15 protein-coding genes are annotated in these 14,857 nt (G+C 67.6%); 4 read left to right on the top strand and 11 right to left on the bottom strand.

Annotation, left to right across the window (positions count from 1 at the left end):
• Positions 1–254 precede the first annotated feature (254 nt).
• A complete protein-coding gene (gene rox, locus CBI38_RS15485) occupies positions 255–1,682 on the top strand; it encodes a rifampin monooxygenase (RefSeq protein WP_109330111.1) in 1,428 nt (475 codons plus the stop codon).
• A 235-nt stretch (positions 1,683–1,917) separates the two neighbouring features.
• Here rox and CBI38_RS15480 read toward each other — a convergent pair whose 3' ends face one another.
• Together CBI38_RS15480 and CBI38_RS15475 are read right to left on the bottom strand one after the other, a co-directional pair.
• Complete coding sequence (locus CBI38_RS15480; RefSeq protein WP_109330110.1) at positions 1,918–2,679, bottom strand: MerR family transcriptional regulator; 762 nt, start codon at positions 2,677–2,679, stop codon at positions 1,918–1,920.
• A 57-nt stretch (positions 2,680–2,736) separates the two neighbouring features.
• The gene (locus CBI38_RS15475; protein WP_109330109.1) at positions 2,737–3,246 is read right to left on the bottom strand and encodes a DUF6194 family protein; all 510 of its coding nucleotides are present in this window, start codon (positions 3,244–3,246) and stop codon (positions 2,737–2,739) included.
• Between the two features lie 242 nt (positions 3,247–3,488).
• Here CBI38_RS15475 and CBI38_RS15470 point away from each other — a divergent pair, with 242 nt between their 5' ends.
• From CBI38_RS15470 to CBI38_RS15460, 3 genes are read left to right on the top strand one after another with little or no spacing between them, the layout of a single operon-like run.
• Positions 3,489–4,355, top strand: coding sequence for a metal ABC transporter substrate-binding protein (locus tag CBI38_RS15470; RefSeq protein WP_230990238.1), 867 nt, complete (start codon positions 3,489–3,491; stop codon positions 4,353–4,355).
• The gene (locus tag CBI38_RS15465; protein ID WP_109330108.1) at positions 4,352–5,089 is read left to right on the top strand and encodes a metal ABC transporter ATP-binding protein; all 738 of its coding nucleotides are present in this window, start codon (positions 4,352–4,354) and stop codon (positions 5,087–5,089) included. Before CBI38_RS15470 ends, CBI38_RS15465 begins: the two co-directional genes overlap by 4 nt.
• A gap of 6 nt (positions 5,090–5,095) precedes the next feature.
• Entirely contained in the window at positions 5,096–5,986 is an 891-nt protein-coding gene (locus CBI38_RS15460) for a metal ABC transporter permease (protein ID WP_109330107.1), read from the top strand.
• Here CBI38_RS15460 and CBI38_RS15455 read toward each other — a convergent pair.
• The 9 genes from CBI38_RS15455 to CBI38_RS15415 form a co-directional block, all read right to left on the bottom strand.
• A complete protein-coding gene (locus tag CBI38_RS15455; RefSeq protein WP_109330106.1) occupies positions 5,952–6,158 on the bottom strand; it encodes a hypothetical protein in 207 nt (68 codons plus the stop codon). The genes CBI38_RS15460 and CBI38_RS15455 overlap by 35 nt on opposite strands.
• Positions 6,159–6,256: 98 nt before the next feature.
• Complete coding sequence (locus CBI38_RS15450) at positions 6,257–7,294, bottom strand: nucleoside hydrolase (RefSeq protein WP_109330104.1); 1,038 nt, start codon at positions 7,292–7,294, stop codon at positions 6,257–6,259.
• Positions 7,291–7,461, bottom strand: a complete 171-nt coding sequence (locus tag CBI38_RS15445) for a hypothetical protein (RefSeq protein WP_230990198.1) — start codon at positions 7,459–7,461, stop codon at positions 7,291–7,293. The genes CBI38_RS15450 and CBI38_RS15445 overlap by 4 nt, the downstream gene beginning before the upstream one ends.
• A gap of 61 nt (positions 7,462–7,522) precedes the next feature.
• Complete coding sequence (locus tag CBI38_RS15440; RefSeq protein ID WP_230990237.1) at positions 7,523–8,821, bottom strand: CoA transferase; 1,299 nt, start codon at positions 8,819–8,821, stop codon at positions 7,523–7,525.
• Positions 8,822–8,898: 77 nt separating this feature from the next.
• Positions 8,899–9,807 (bottom strand): 3-methyladenine DNA glycosylase, encoded by a 909-nt coding sequence (locus CBI38_RS15435; RefSeq protein WP_230990197.1) that lies wholly within the window; start codon positions 9,805–9,807, stop codon positions 8,899–8,901.
• 2 nt (positions 9,808–9,809) lie between these two features.
• Positions 9,810–10,898: a hemolysin family protein gene (locus CBI38_RS15430; protein ID WP_109330098.1), complete on the bottom strand. Its 1,089-nt coding sequence runs from the start codon at positions 10,896–10,898 to the stop codon at positions 9,810–9,812.
• Positions 10,891–12,252, bottom strand: a complete 1,362-nt coding sequence (locus CBI38_RS15425) for a hemolysin family protein (protein ID WP_109330096.1) — start codon at positions 12,250–12,252, stop codon at positions 10,891–10,893. The genes CBI38_RS15430 and CBI38_RS15425 overlap by 8 nt, the downstream gene beginning before the upstream one ends.
• Positions 12,253–12,536: 284 nt before the next feature.
• The gene (guaB1, locus tag CBI38_RS15420) at positions 12,537–13,973 is read right to left on the bottom strand and encodes a GMP reductase (protein WP_109330094.1); all 1,437 of its coding nucleotides are present in this window, start codon (positions 13,971–13,973) and stop codon (positions 12,537–12,539) included.
• A gap of 3 nt (positions 13,974–13,976) precedes the next feature.
• Positions 13,977–14,855, bottom strand: a complete 879-nt coding sequence (locus tag CBI38_RS15415) for a DMT family transporter (protein ID WP_109330092.1) — start codon at positions 14,853–14,855, stop codon at positions 13,977–13,979.
• Positions 14,856–14,857 lie beyond the last annotated feature (2 nt).

Genomic DNA, 14,857 nt, shown 5'->3' with positions numbered 1-14,857 from the left:
TCGAAATTCCGTTTGCCGATCGGCCGGTACTCCGGTGGTCGGATCTCGCCGGCTGCACACATGAGAACGGCATGGAGTAGTTCACTCCTTGCCTCTTCCAACATATAACGCACAGGGGGCCTTGCGGCAAGACCCGGGTAGTGCTAGAGAATCTCCGGTCGAAGCCGCAACCTGCGGAAATCGCGTGGTGCGCTCTCGTGTGCGCGAGCGGAGCGGCCGGGTTCGAAACCACTGTGGCGAAATGGGGGAGTGTCATGTTCGACGTCATCATTGCCGGGGGTGGACCGACCGGGTTGATGCTGGCCTGCGAGTTGCGGCTGCACGGCGTGCACGCGCTCGTGCTGGAGAAGGAGGGGGAGCCGACCAGGCATGTTCGGTCGCTCGGCCTGCACGTGCGCAGCATCGAGGTGATGGATCAGCGCGGTCTGCTGGAACGGTTTCTCGCGCACGGCAAGCAGTATCCGCTCGGCGGTTTCTTCGCCGGCATCACCAAGCCGCAGCCCGACCGGCTCGACACCGCACATCCGTATGTCCTGGGCATCCCGCAGCGCGTCACCGAACGCCTGCTGACCGAGCACGCCACGGCACTCGGCACGCCGATCCGCCGCGGCAGCGAACTGGTCGGGCTGAGCCAGGACAATCACGGGGTGACCATCGAGCTGGCCGACGGTACGCAGCTGCGCTCGCGCTACCTCGTCGGCTGCGACGGCGGCCGCAGCACGGTGCGCAAGCTGCTCGGGGTCGGCTTCCCCGGCGAGCCTACGAGGGTCGAGTCGCTGCTGGGCGAAATGGAGGTGACCGCTTCGCCGGAGACACTGGACGCCGTGGTCGCCGAGGTTCGCAAGACCCACAAGAATTTCGGCGCCGGTCCCACCGGGGACGGGGTGTACCGCGTCGTCGTGCCCGCCGAGGGGGTGGCCGAAGACCGGTCGGTCCCACCGACCCTCGAGGAATTCAAGCAACAGCTCCGCGTGTTCGCCGGCACCGACTTCGGTGTGCATTCACCGCGGTGGCTGTCCCGCTTCGGTGACGCCACCCGGCTGGCTGAACGCTATCGGGTCGGCCGGGTGCTGCTGGCCGGCGACGCGGCGCACGTCCACCCGCCGCTGGGAGGGCAGGGCCTCAACCTCGGCGTCCAGGACGCGTTCAATCTGGGTTGGAAACTGGCCGCCGAGGTGGGCGGCTGGGCCCCGCAGGGGCTGCTGGACAGCTACCACACCGAACGGCACCCGCTGGCCGCCGACGTGCTGAACAACACCCGCGTGCAGTCGGAACTGATGTCCACTGAGCCTGGTCCGCGGGCCGTGCGCCGGCTGCTGTCGGAACTGATGGACATCGATGACGTGAACCGGTACCTGACCGAGAAGATCACCGCGATCGGGGTTCGCTACGACTTCGGCGAGGCGCACCCACTGCTCGGGCGGCGGTTGCGGGACATTCAGCTGAAGCGGGGGCGCCTCTACGCGCTCATGCACGGCGGCCGCGGACTCCTGCTCGACCAGACGGGCCGGCTCTCGGTGGCCGGCTGGGCCGACCGGGTCGACCACGTCGTCGATGTCAGCGAAGAACTCGACGTGCCTGCCGTGCTGCTGCGGCCGGACGGCCACGTGGCGTGGGCAGGCGATGATCCGCAGGAGCTGCTCAGTCAGTTGCCCCAGTGGTTCGGGGCTGCCGCCGGCTGAGCGCCGAACTGCTCGCGTGCGTCGACACGCCGGTTCGAGTCGGGTTGTGAGCGCTTCGGCGGGCTGATGTCGCGCAGTCGTGCACAATGGCGACGTCCGGATAGTGGATGCGAGCAGGGGGTGTCGACGATGTGGGAGTTGCCGATCGAAGGTGGGATTCCGTGGTTGGTATGGATCCTCGACCTACTGGTCAACGGTTCGTGACCAACCGAAAAGTCCGGTGGTCGTCAGGTCGTCAGCCGGCGCGGTCGGCGTTTGCCAGTATCGCGTCGTGAACGTAGTGCGCGAACCCGGGTGCCATCTCGTTCCAGTGCGCGGCGGCCGCCGGGTCGGCGAGGTAGAGGGCAGCCACGTCCCGGTGCTGTCGGTGGGTGCAGTCGAAGAACCACCGTGCGATGTGGGCACGGTGGTTTTCGGCGGCCTGCATCGCGACTGCGCCGGTGGCCGGCTCACCCGCGGTTATCGCGTCGACGAATGCCTGGATGTTGGCATCGGCGTCTGCCTTGATCACCACCCAGTCGTCCTTGGTATAGGCGGCGGTTCGCCGCGGTAGTACCTGGTTCTGATTCGACTCGGCCCACCGCTGCTCGGCCTCGCGCAGTCGGTCACCGAAACTGTCGGTGCTGAAGATGGCGAGCTGCTCTTCCGGGGACAATGCCACCCCCATGTGGCGAGCGCGCATTTCCTTTTCGATGGCGTCGAGCAATTCCTCGGTGCGTGCCTGACGCTGCCGCAGGAGGCGGTGCTGTCGGCGGAGGTGATCGTCGACGCGGGCGTCGGGCTCGGCCAGCATGTCGGCGATCTCGTCGAGCCCGAACTCCAGCTCTCGGTAGAAGAGTATGTGCCGCAAACGCTGAACGTCGTCGGGGGAGTACACGCGGTGGTTGGCCGCGCTGCGCCCGTGCGGCTTCAGCAGGCCGATGCTGTCGTAATGATGGAGGGTACGGACGGAAATACCCGACAGCGCCGCCAGTTGCCCAACTGTGTACCCGTCCATCTCGCGATCATGCATCGTCGCGGCGCGGCGGGGGCGAACTCGGCGAGAAGACGGCGTTCATCGTGCGCTTCGCCGGAAGTGTCGCCCCCTCGCTCGGCCGTGCGCGAGGGCAAGTAACCCCGGCACGAAGTGCGCCGTCGCCACTGCCGGGTTCAGGATCGATACCCATGATTGGGCTGCGTAGTTCGGGTGGGGGAGCAGTCGGTCCAGTGCGCTGTAATAGATGCCGCAGCTGCGCTGCGCATGTTCGGCCGGTGAGAAGCCGAGTAGTTCGCGGAAGCGGTCCCGGCCGACCGAGACATTGAGACGAAATACGCCCTGCCGGTTCAAGTTCGAGGAGGTGTCCCACCCCTCGACGTCGTTCGTCACGATGGTGGCGAACGGGAAACGCTGCTCCGTCGGCGGGTCGCCATCAGGATTGTATGAGAAGAAGGTGTCTCCCCAGGAACTCCGCGGAGCGCCGCCCTCTTCACTGGCCGTCATCACCGTGACCCCAGGCAGTTCGAGAGTCACCGCAATGATGTGTTCCTGTGTGAGAGCTGATGCTTCCGGGTCGTTCGTGGTCATGCAGGCCACCGTAAAACCTCACGCTACGTCAGGAGCAACACCTCGGGACCGCGAAGGTCCCGGCTCGGCGCAGTGACGATCGGCGCTCCACCGCGCACCTTCCTCGGCGGGATGACCCACACTTGTAGTTTCGGAAAGCCGAACATTATGATTCGACTGTGAAAACAACGGACTTCGGGTTGGGCAGGCGGCGACGGGCAACCACGGTCGCGGCGATACTGGCAGCTCTCGCCGCGACGCTGATGCTGTCCGGGTGCGCCGAGGGTGCGGCCGGGCCCGCCGACGGCAAACCGGTGGTGTTGACCACCTTCACTGTTCTCGCCGACATCGCGGAGAACGTCGGGGGGGAGCACCTGACGGTGGAGTCGCTCACCAAAGCGGGCACGGAAATTCACGGTTACGAGCCGACACCGGGCGATATCAGGAAGGCGGCCGAGGCCGACCTGATCCTCGATAACGGGATGAATCTGGAGGCCTGGTTCGCCCAATTCGTCGAGGGGCTGGATGTCGAGCATGTGGTCGTCAGCGACGGGGTCGAGCCGATCGGCATCGGCGAAGATGCCTACGCGGGCAAACCGAATCCGCACGCGTGGATGTCACCCCTGAATGTGCAGATCTACGTCGACAACATGGTCACCGCGTTCAGCGGCCTCGATCCCGAACACGCGAGCGAGTATCGCACCAACGGTGATGCCTACAAGGCCCGACTGCAGCAGGTGCAGGACGAATTGGTCGCCGAGTTGAGCGCGTTGCCGGTGAATGAACGGGCGCTGGTCACGTGCGAAGGAGCGTTTTCGTATCTTGCGCGCGATGCGGGGTTGACCGAGAAGTACATCTGGCCGGTCAATGCCGAACAACAGGCCACCCCCCAGCAGATCGCGTCGACGATCGAGTTCGTCAAGCAGAACCGGGTACCCGCGGTGTTCTGTGAGTCGACGGTGTCGGATGCGCCGATGCAACGCGTGGTGGAAGCCACCGACGCCGCTTTCGGCGGAACCCTCTACGTCGATTCGCTGTCGGAGCAGGGCGGACCCGTGCCGACCTACCTTGATTTGATCCGGCACGACGCCGAGACCCTCACGTCCGCTTTGAACGGACAACGGCCATGACTCCCCAGCCGGCCGTCGAGGTGCAGGACGTCACAGTCCACTACGGTGACGTCCTCGCGCTCGACCGGGTCTCCCTCTCCCTGCAGGCAGGACGGGTGTGCGGGCTGGTCGGGATGAACGGCTCCGGCAAATCCACACTGTTCAAATCGATCATGGGAACGGTCAAACCCGATACCGGCACGGTCCGCATCAACGGCCAGGCCCCGGCCACCGCGCGTAAAACCGGTGTCCTGGGTTATGTTCCGCAGAGCGAGGAGGTGGACTGGGCCTTTCCACTGTCCGTGCGAGATGTGGTGATGACCGGCCGCTACGGTCGCATGGGCCTGACCCGGCGGCCCGGGAAGGCTGATCGTTCGGCCGTCGACCACGCCCTCGAACGCGTGGAACTCACCGACTTGGCGGACCGGCAGATCGGGCAATTGTCCGGCGGCCAGAAGAAACGTACTTTCGTGGCCCGGGGAATCGCCCAGGAGGCAACGATCCTGCTGTTGGACGAACCGTTCGCGGGGGTCGACAAACGCTCCGAGGCCACCATCACCACGTTGCTGCGGGAACTCGCCGGTGCAGGTGCGGCCATCCTCGTCTCCACTCATGACCTGCACGCGCTGCCGGCGCTGGCGGACGAGGCGATCCTGCTGATGCGCACGGTGCTCGCGCACGGCGACCCGACGCTCGTTCTGCAACCGGCGAACCTGGCGTCGGCCTTCGGCCTCGACGTGATGACAAGGACCTGACACCCCATGAACGTGATCGACTTCTTTGTCGACCCGCTGCGTTACGACTTCATGGTCCGCGCACTGATCACCACCCTGATCGCGTCGGTGGTGTGCGCGGTGTTGTCGTGCTGGCTGGTGCTGATCGGGTGGTCGCTGATGGGCGATGCCGTCTCGCACGCCGTCCTGCCCGGCGTCGTCCTCGCCTACATCGTCGGCGCCCCCTTCGCCCTCGGCGCAGTGATCTTCGGATTCCTGGCGGTGGCACTGATCGGGGTGGTCCGCGACACCAGTCGTGTCAAGGAAGACGCCGCGATCGGAATCGTGTTCTCCACCTTGTTCGCCCTCGGCCTGGTCCTGGTTTCGGTAACTCCGAGCCAAACCGACCTCAACCACATCATCTTCGGCAACCTGCTGGGCGTCAGCCGCTCCGATCTCATCCAGATCGCGATCCTCGGGGCCGTCGTCTTCGTCGCCCTGATCGTCAAACGCCGCGACTTCACGCTCTACGCCTTCGACCGCACCCACGCCCACGCCATCGGTCTCAATCCCCGGCTGCTGGGGGCCGCGCTCCTGGGACTACTCGCGCTCACCGCTGTGGTGGCCTTGCAGGCGGTGGGTGTGATTCTGGTGGTGGCCATGCTCATCATCCCCGGATCCACGGCCTACCTGCTCACCGACAGCTTTCACCGCATGCTGATCATCGCACCCGCGATCTCGGCGGTCTGCGCGGTCACAGGGCTGTACCTGAGCTATCATCTCGACACTGCCAGCGGCGGCATGGTCGTGCTGTCCCAGGGTGCAGCGTTCGCCCTGGCGTACCTTTTCGCGCCTCGTCAGGGCGTCATCGGTCGCAGAATCACCGCGTCGCGGCGGCGGTCGCTCAGGGAAGATGCATCAGCTGCCCGGCAAGGGTGAACAGTCGGCGGCCGAGCTTCAGGACGGGAATCCCGAGCGGCAGCAGAATCACCGTCACACAGAGCACCCCACCGACGAGCCACACTACGGCGGCGAGGATTCCCAGCACTGTGCCGAGCAGGGCTGTGAGAATCCCCGTCACCACGCCGAGCAGGCCATTGAGTAAGCGCATGATGACCTCCTGCTACCAGTCTGCTCGCCCGCGGGCCCGGCGCGCACCCCTTTGTGGCGGTGCAGATGTCGCGAGCCGGGAAGACGCGGCCGTCGGTGTCAGCCGATCGATTTCGCGTAGCGGCCGACCCGGTCGATGAGGTCGTCGAAGAACGTGGCCGGGTCGGTGCTCACCGCGATGTCCGCGTTGGGTTCCCGATTCCAGTGGCCGACCCAGTCGGCGACCGTGGTGCCCCTGGTCAGGGTTCCATGGAGTTCGACGTCGACGGTGGCCGGACGTGTCCGGGCGAGGTCCGGGTTCAACGCCACCGCCGCAGCGAACGGGTCGTGCATGTGCGCGATGAAGCCCTGGTTGTGGCTGCGATGAAAATCCATGTAGAACCGGATGGCGTCCGACAGGTGACGGATCACCGGGTTGCTGGTCCGTGACCGGATGTGCGGCGCATCCTCCGGTGAAATGACCTCGGCGGGAACACTTCCCGCCGCTTCGGCGAGACGGCGAACATGGTCCGGTGTCATTTCGATGGTCTCGGTGATGTCGAGCCCGCAGAGGATGGGACGCCGGCCCTCCGGGAGCCCGGAGAAAGCGTCGAACACCTCCTTCGCGGCCTCGGGGTCGACGGAGACGTTCCATTCGGTGGTGGGGGTGGTGTTGCCCGGATGGTTGTAGGCGCCGCCCATCACCACCAGCCGGTGCAGCAGCCGGGGAAGTTCGGGTTCCGCGCGGATTGCCAACGCCAGATTGGTCAGCGGTCCGGTGACGAGTCCGGTGACCTCGCCGGGATGCTCGCGGACGAGTTCGACCCACATCGTGGTCGCGTCCCGCCCCGAGACGGACCGGCCGGAGTCGGGGAGGACGGCGTACCCGATGCCCTGCGGCCCGTGCGTGTCCTCGGTGGTCCGCAACGGGCAGTCGAGCGGCACCCGCGCACCGAGGGCCACTTCGATGTCGGGTGCACGGCACAGCCCGAGCCAGTTCAGATTGTTGGCTGCGACCTGCTCGACGGGCACGTTCCCGGCGGTGCTGGCGATCCCGAGGATCTCCGCTTCCGGGCTGGCCAGCAGATACAGAAGGGCCAGCGAATCGTCGATTCCGGTGTCGACATCGACGATCAGGCGCTGCGCGGGGGCGCTCATCCGGCGACGCGGACGGTGGGGCGGTGGCTGACCGGGAAGTTGACCGACCGCGCGATGAAGCAGTGGGCACGGGCCCGGTAATGGCGGTCGTAGATGCTCGGCCCGGTGGTCCCCGATCCCCGGTTGCCCGTCCAGGTGACAGCCAGGGAGTAGTGGTGTGTCTTCACGCGTCCATAGTGCACGGCGAGGACCGTGCGCGTGGACCGTGGTCTGTCTCTGCGGGACCGGTCAGCGGGTTGCTGCCCACGCCGCTGGATCCTCGCCCCACGGGCGGGCCGGGAAGGGGTAGTCGTCGTACTCGGCCAGTGCAGGGCGGCTGGTGACCGAAGTTCCGTGTGACACTACGGCGTTCGGTCCGGGAACTGCGGCTGCCGGCGGGTCGGCGGACCGGCCGGGTGCACTCAGCAACCACGCACCAGTGCGCGCGAGGGAGACGTCGACGGTCCGGCCGCAGCCGTCGGATCGGTGCGCGGTCAGCGCGTCGACGATGCCGGCGGCGAGCAGGTATCCACTGGCGTGATCGAGAGCCTGCGCGGGCAGCGCGCCGGGGGCGTGCCCACCCTCGACGAGCGAGATACCCGATGCGGCCTGGACGATGCTGTCGAAGCCCCGCCTACCCGCCCAGGGGCCGGTGCGGCCCCACGCACTCACCCTGCCCCGCACCACCTGTGCGGGTGCGCGATCGAGCAGGGTGTCGAGGGCGCCCGGACGGTAGCCGGTGACGACCACATTCGCGTCGGAAAGAAGCTCCTCCCACCGCCTGCGGCCCGCCACCGACGTCACATCGAGCAGCGTCGACCGTTTACCCTGCCCGGTGTCGAGATGCTGCACGGCGATTTCGGGGAGAAACGGCGGGTCGATGCGCAGGACCTCGGCGCCCAGGAGCGCGAGCGTGCGGGTGGCGACGGGGCCGGCGATCACCCGGGTCAGATCGAGAACCGTGATCTCGCTCAGCGGTGTCGTCGCGGAGGCCTGCCCGGACCGCCGCGACCCCGGCGAATGACCGGGATGTACGACGGTGGGTACCAGGTCACCCGACGCCGCGGCCGCACCCTGCGGGGTGGCCGCCCACTCTTCCTGCGTACGGACGGCCGACGCCACGGCCTGCGCGGCGAACGCCCGTTCCTCGACCTCGGCCGCGGTGAATTTGCGGAGCCGGCCGGCGAACGCCCCCCGGCCGGCATCCTCGGCGAGATCGATCGCCCCGAGAAGCCGGCGACGGTGGTGCGGATAGTTGGCGTGGGTACGCACCCAGCCGTCGGAGACAGCAAAGAAGCCGGACAGCTCGGCGAACCCGGACACCGGTGCCCCCGCCACTCGCAACAGCCGGTCGCTGGAGAACGCTGCTGCGATCCGCTCGGGGTCGAGCCGCCACGACCGCGGACCCCACCCGCAGGACACCCGGAATCTGTCGACGGCGGTGGCGACGGCCGCGAGCGACCCCGCCGCCAGGTCGAAGACGGGAAGCCGAGCGGCGAGGAAGGCGCCCGGGTCGGGGCACTCGATGCGGTGGGAGGCGGGCTGCACACCGACACTGCGCTCGTACTCGCCCAGCAGACGTCGAAACCCGGTCACCGAACCCCCTCAGCCTCGAATGGTGAACTCTACGACAGCAGTTGACGGCACCGCTCGAGCAGGCCGGCGCGCAGCGGGGCGGCCCGTTGCGCGAGCTGCTGCTGCCGTCGTACGTATTCTGCACGCCCGGAGGGAGCCTCGATGGGCACAGGGGCGTATCCGTACTCGGACAGGTCGTAGGGGCTGGCCTGCATATCGAGTTCGCGTGCGGCGAGTGCATGCTCGAAACAGTCCATCACCAGGTCCGAGTCGACGAGCGACCCAAGTTTGTACGCCCACTTGTACAGATCCATGCCCGCGTGCAGGCAGCCGGGTTGCTCGCGGCGGATCTGGCCGTCCCGGTCGAGTGCGGACTCGTTGCGGGGCGCCGCCTCAGGGGTGAAGAACCGGAACGCGTCGTAGTGGGTGCAGCGCAAATGCATCGATTCGACCACCGCGTCGGTGCCGTCGAACCCGAGGCGCAGCGGCACCCTGTGGTGGCGGATCGCCTCGGCGCCGCCCCGGTACACCATCGCCCATTCGTGCAGGCCGAAGCAGTTCAGGCGTGGAGTGCGGGCTTCAGTGGCCGCCAGAAGCCCGGCCACGAATTCGACGGTGCTTCGGCGATGCTCGAGCACCGCGGGGTCGACGGTGACAACAGGGTCTCCCTCGACGGTTTCCGACCGGTAGCCGGTGTAGCGGAGGTAGTCGTCGGACCCCGGACCGGTGAGCGCCGTCCCGTAACCCGGGTGCCATCGACGCAGCTGGTTGGGGCGCAAGCTGTAGTAGGTGAAGAGGAAGTCGTGCACCGGATGGCTGATTCCGGCCGCCTTGCGTTCCTGATACGGCTCGACGATTCGTGCCACCCGGTCGCGGTGGCGGGTCCGTCGAGCCGTCCAGTCACCGGACGCCAGCACCGCGAGCGGGCGTCCGGTGACCGTGTTGTCCGGTGGCCGCACGGTCAACTCGTCCGCTGCCCCGGGTTCATCCCGTTCACCCGGTGGGTGCCGTCACGCACGGTGCCCACGTACTCCTCGACGAGGTCTTCGAGTGCGACGATCCCGACGATCCGGCCCGACGGGTCCGCGGCCGCACCGAGGTGGGAACTGGCCCGGCGCAGACCCGCGAGTGCCTCGGCGAGCGGTGTGGTGGTCGCCATGCGCGGCAGCGGACGAATATCGGAGCGGGGGATCACGGTGTCCGGGCCGGCGTCCTCGTCGAGGATGTCGTCGAGGACGTCCTTGAGGTGCAAATACCCGAACAGGGAACCGTCGTCCGCGCGGACCGGGTAGCGGGAGTAGCCGGTTTCGATCACCGCTTCCTCGATGGCGCCGAGGCGGGTCCCCCCCGCCGACAGCGGCACCGTGCGGACCTTGTCGAGAGGAATCATCACCTCGCTGACCGTGCGGTCGGTGGTCTCGAGCGCCTGGGTGAGCCGACGGTGCTCCTCCGCGTCGATCAGTCCCTCCGAGCGGGACTCACCGATCATTTCCGACAACTCCACGGCCGAGACGGTGACGTCGAGTTCGTCCTTGGGTTCGACGCGCATCAACCTCAACGTGGCGTTGGCGCACAGGTTGTAGAAGGAAATCAGCGGCCGGGCCAATGTGATGAACATCAGATGCACGGGCACCAGCAGCATCGCGGACCGTTCGGGTCCCGCGAGAGCGATGTTCTTCGGCACCATTTCCCCGAGCAGGATGTGCAGCACCACGACGAGTGCCAGGGCGACGGTGAACGCCACCGGATGCAGCAATCCGTCGGGCAGGCCGACGGCGTGGAGCGGCACTTCGAGCAGGTGCGCGATCGCCGGTTCGGCGACCTTGCCGAGCAGGATGGAGCAGATCGTGATGCCGAGCTGGGCGGCCGCCAGCATCAGCGACAGGTTCTCGCCGGCCAGGATCACCGTCCGGGCACGTTTCTTTCCTTGCGCTTCGAGCGCCTCGAGGCGGTCACGGCGGGCGGAGATGAGGGCGAATTCGGCGCCGACGAAAAACGCGTTGCCGGCGAGCAGCACGAAGGTGAGCAGCATTCCGAAGAGATCACTCATCGTCGGCCTCCTCCTCGTCCGTCTCCACGGGAACCGGTGTGAGCAGCACTCGGTCGATACGCCGTCCGTCCATGTGGGTCACCGTCGCGATCCACCGGCCGTCGGGGTACAGCGCCGTGTCGGGTATGGGCAGTTCCACCTTGTCGCCGTCTACCGGAATTCGGCCCAGATGGGTCAGGACCAGGCCGCCGAGGGTTTCGTACTCGCCCTCCGGTGCTGTGTAGCCGGTGGTCTCGGATACCTCGTCGATGCGCAGCAGACCGGAGCACGACCAGCCGTCACCGATCCGCTGGACGTCGATCTCCGGTTCGTCGTGCTCGTCGCGGACGTCACCGACGATTTCCTCGATCAAGTCCTCCATGGTGACCATGCCCGCGGTGCCGCCGTACTCGTCGACCACCAGCGCCACCTGCATTCCGTCGGAACGAATCCGCTCCATGAGGGCGTCACCGTCGAGGCTCGACGGCACCACCGGGACCTTCTGCGCAAGGGTGTTGAGCCGGGTGGTACGGCGACGACCGGCAGGCACCGCGAACGCATGCTTGATGTGCACGATCCCGACGGAGTCGTCGAGGTCGCCGTCGACGACCGGAAATCGGGAGAACCCGGTGCGGGCGGCGGTGTCGATCAAATCGGCCACCGTGTCGGTGGTGGCCAGCGACTCGATTTTCACCCGCGGTGTCATCAATTCCTCGGCGGTGCGTTCACCGAATCGCAGGGAGCGATTGACCAGCAACGCTGTTCCCTTGTCGATGGCGCCGCGCTGGGCGGAGGTGCGGACCAGGGAACCGAGTTCCTGCGGTGACCGCGCCGACCGCAATTCCTCTGCGGGCTCGATGCCGAGGCGCCGGACCAGCCAGTTGGCCGTTCCGTTGAGCCCGTTGATCGCCCACTTGAAGATCAGGGAAAATGCCGCCTGCATGCCTGCCGTCGCACGTGCCGTGGGCAGGGGATGGGCGATGGCCAGGTTCTTGGGGACCAGTTCCCCGAACACCATGGAGAACGAGGTGGCGAGGACGAGGGCGATCACCAACGACGTTGCCGCGGCGGCAGATTCGCTGAACCCGACCGCGGACAGCACCGGGGTGATGAACCGGGCCAGGACCGGTTCCGACAGATAGCCGGTGACGAGTGTGGTGATCGTGATGCCGAGCTGCGCGCCGGACAACTGGAACGACAGCGTGCGGTGGGCATGCTGGACCTGCCTCGAACGCCGGTCACCGCCCCGGGCGTGCGAATCGACGGTGCTGCGTTCGAGTGCGGTGAGGGAGAATTCCGCTGCGACGAACAGTGCGGTGCCTGCGGTCAAGGCGAGGAAGCCGAGCAGAGCGAGAATGCTGAGTGCGATGTCCATCTGTCATCGCCACCAGGGAAGCGAGGGGAGGCCGCCGGGTTTGTCGCCCGGCTCGCTAGAGGAGCCCTCCGAACCGGCGGAATCAGAATCTGATTCTGCTGAGGCGATGACAGGTGGAGCGCTTGCTGCGTGTGTGGGTGCCGCGGGCACCGGAGTCCTTCCGTTCGGCCTCGGCGTCCGGAGAAGTCCGGCACCGAGAACTGGTGTGGTTCAGCGACCCATGATACCGGTGGATGTCCGGTTCCGTGGAACAGGACATCCACCGGCACCTCACGGCGCTGCGGTCACCAACCGGCCGGAAGGGGGCGGCCCTCGGCGAACCCGGCCGCCGACTGCACCCCGAGCACCGCTTGGGCGTGCAGTTCCTCGAGGGTGCGGGCGCCGGCGTAGGTGCAGGTGCTGCGCACCCCGGAGCAGATGTGGTCGATCAGGTCCTCGACTCCGGGGCGTTCCGGGTCCAACCGCATCCGGGAACTGGAAATACCCTCCTCGAACAGTCCTTTCCGGGCACGGTCGAAGGCGGTGTCGGTGGCGGTGCGCGCGGCGACCGCACGCTTGGACGCCATCCCGAAGCTCTCCTTGTACGCGTTGCCGGCCTGGTCGACATGCAGGTCGCCGGGGGACTCGTAGGTGCCGGCGAACCAGGACCCGATCATGACGTTCGACGCGCCCGCGGCGAGCGCGAGGGCCACGTCACGGGGGTGACGGACGCCTCCGTCCGCCCAGACGTGCGCACCCAGCGCCCGGGCCTGGGCGGCGCATTCCGCGACAGCCGAGAACTGGGGGCGGCCCACCCCGGTCATCATCCGGGTGGTGCACATGGCGCCCGGTCCGACACCGACCTTGACGATGTCCGCGCCCGCGTCGATCAGATCACGGGTTCCGGCCGCGGAGACGACGTTGCCCGCCACGAGCGGCACGCCGAGGTCGGCCTTCTTCAGGGCGCCGAGCGCGTCGATCATTTTCTGCTGGTGACCGTGCGCCGTGTCGACGACGAGGAGGTCGGCACCGGCGTCGACGAGCGCGCGGGCCTTCGCGGCGACGTCTCCGTTGACGCCGACGGCGGCGGCGATGCGCAGCTGCCCGGCCTCGTCGACCGCGGGCTGATAGATGCCGGCGCGGATCGTGCCGGTGCGGGTGAGGACCCCGGCGAGGGTGCCGTCGGGGTTGACGATCACGGCGAGCGAATCGTGCCGGCCCTCGAGCAGTTCGAACACCTCGCGCGGGGTGGCGGTGACCGGGGCCGTGACGAAGTCGGTGAGCGCCACGGATAGCAGTCGGGCGAATCGGTCGACGTCCGAGCAGGCGGCCTCGGTGACCACGCCGACGGGCCGGTTGGTGTCGACGACGACGACCGCGCCGTGGGCCCGTTTGGGAAGCAGCGCGAGGGCGTCGGACACGGCGGCGTCCGGACCGAGCGTGACGGGGGTGTCGGCCACCAGATGCCGGCTTTTCACGAAGGACACGGTTTCCGCAACCGCCGGGATCGGAAGGTCCTGCGGAAGTACGACGAGACCGCCCCGGCGCGCCACCGTTTCGGCCATGCGGCGCCCGGAGACGGCGGTCATGTTGGCCACGACGATCGGAATGGTGGTCCCGGTGCCGTCCGAGGTGGACAGGTCGACGTCGAACCGGGAGGTGACCTCGGTGCGGCTGGGCACCAGGAACACGTCGTCGTACGTCAGGTCATAGGGAGGGCGTTGCCCGTCGAGAAACTGCACGTCTCACGACGATACCGGGGAAGTTGCAGCGGTGCCCGCCGTGCGCTGCGCCTGCGACCGGGACAACCCGATGGTGGCGATCAGCATCACCGCGACCGCGCACCCGACCACGATCAGTCCGGGCCCGTCGACGCGCAGCCGTTCGTCGAGGACGGTCATGCCGAGGAAGACCGCGGCGAGGGGTTCGGCGATGGTCAGCGCCGGCAGGGACGCCGACAGCGGGCCCACCTGGAACGCACGTTGCTGCAGGTACACCCCTACGAGTCCGGCGGCGACCAGTGACCACGTCTGCCAGCTGCTCAGGACCGTCCACAGTCCGCGGGGAACGAGTTCGACCACGTATTTGGTGAACGCGACCGCGACACCGTAGAGGGCGCCGCTGGCGGCGCCGAGGAGGAGGGCCCGCCACCCCGGGCCGATCTTCGTCATCCCGGCGAGCGCGGCGGCGGCCACCACCGACCCGACGATCGCCAGAGGAATCACCCATTCCCGGAAGGGGGCGTCGATGTTTCCCTCGGTGGGATTACCGACGACGAGAAACAGTGCGAGAGCGGCGGCCAGGGCGACTGCCAGAACCCAGGTGGTCCGGTTGAGCCGGTAGCCCGAGAATTTCGCCGACAGGGGGAGCGCGAACAGCAGGGCGGTGACGAGGAGAGGTTGCACGACGAGCACCGACCCGAGCGCCAAGGCAACGGCCTGCATGATGTAGCCGCCGCCGTCACCGGCGACACCGGCCCACCACCGGGGGCTGCGCACCAGCGACGTCATCAGGCCCGCATCCTCGGGGACCACGGACGCGGCGCTCTGCTGCGCGACCGAGGCACACGCGAAGAGCAGGGCCGCGACCAATGCGCACAGCACCGACGCGAGCGGCAGGGACATGC

The organism is Rhodococcus oxybenzonivorans (assembly GCF_003130705.1).
Classification (GTDB): domain Bacteria; phylum Actinomycetota; class Actinomycetes; order Mycobacteriales; family Mycobacteriaceae; genus Rhodococcus_F; species Rhodococcus_F oxybenzonivorans.
Note: the sequence above shows the minus strand (reverse complement) of the source record. Positions and strands in the feature narration are given on the sequence as shown.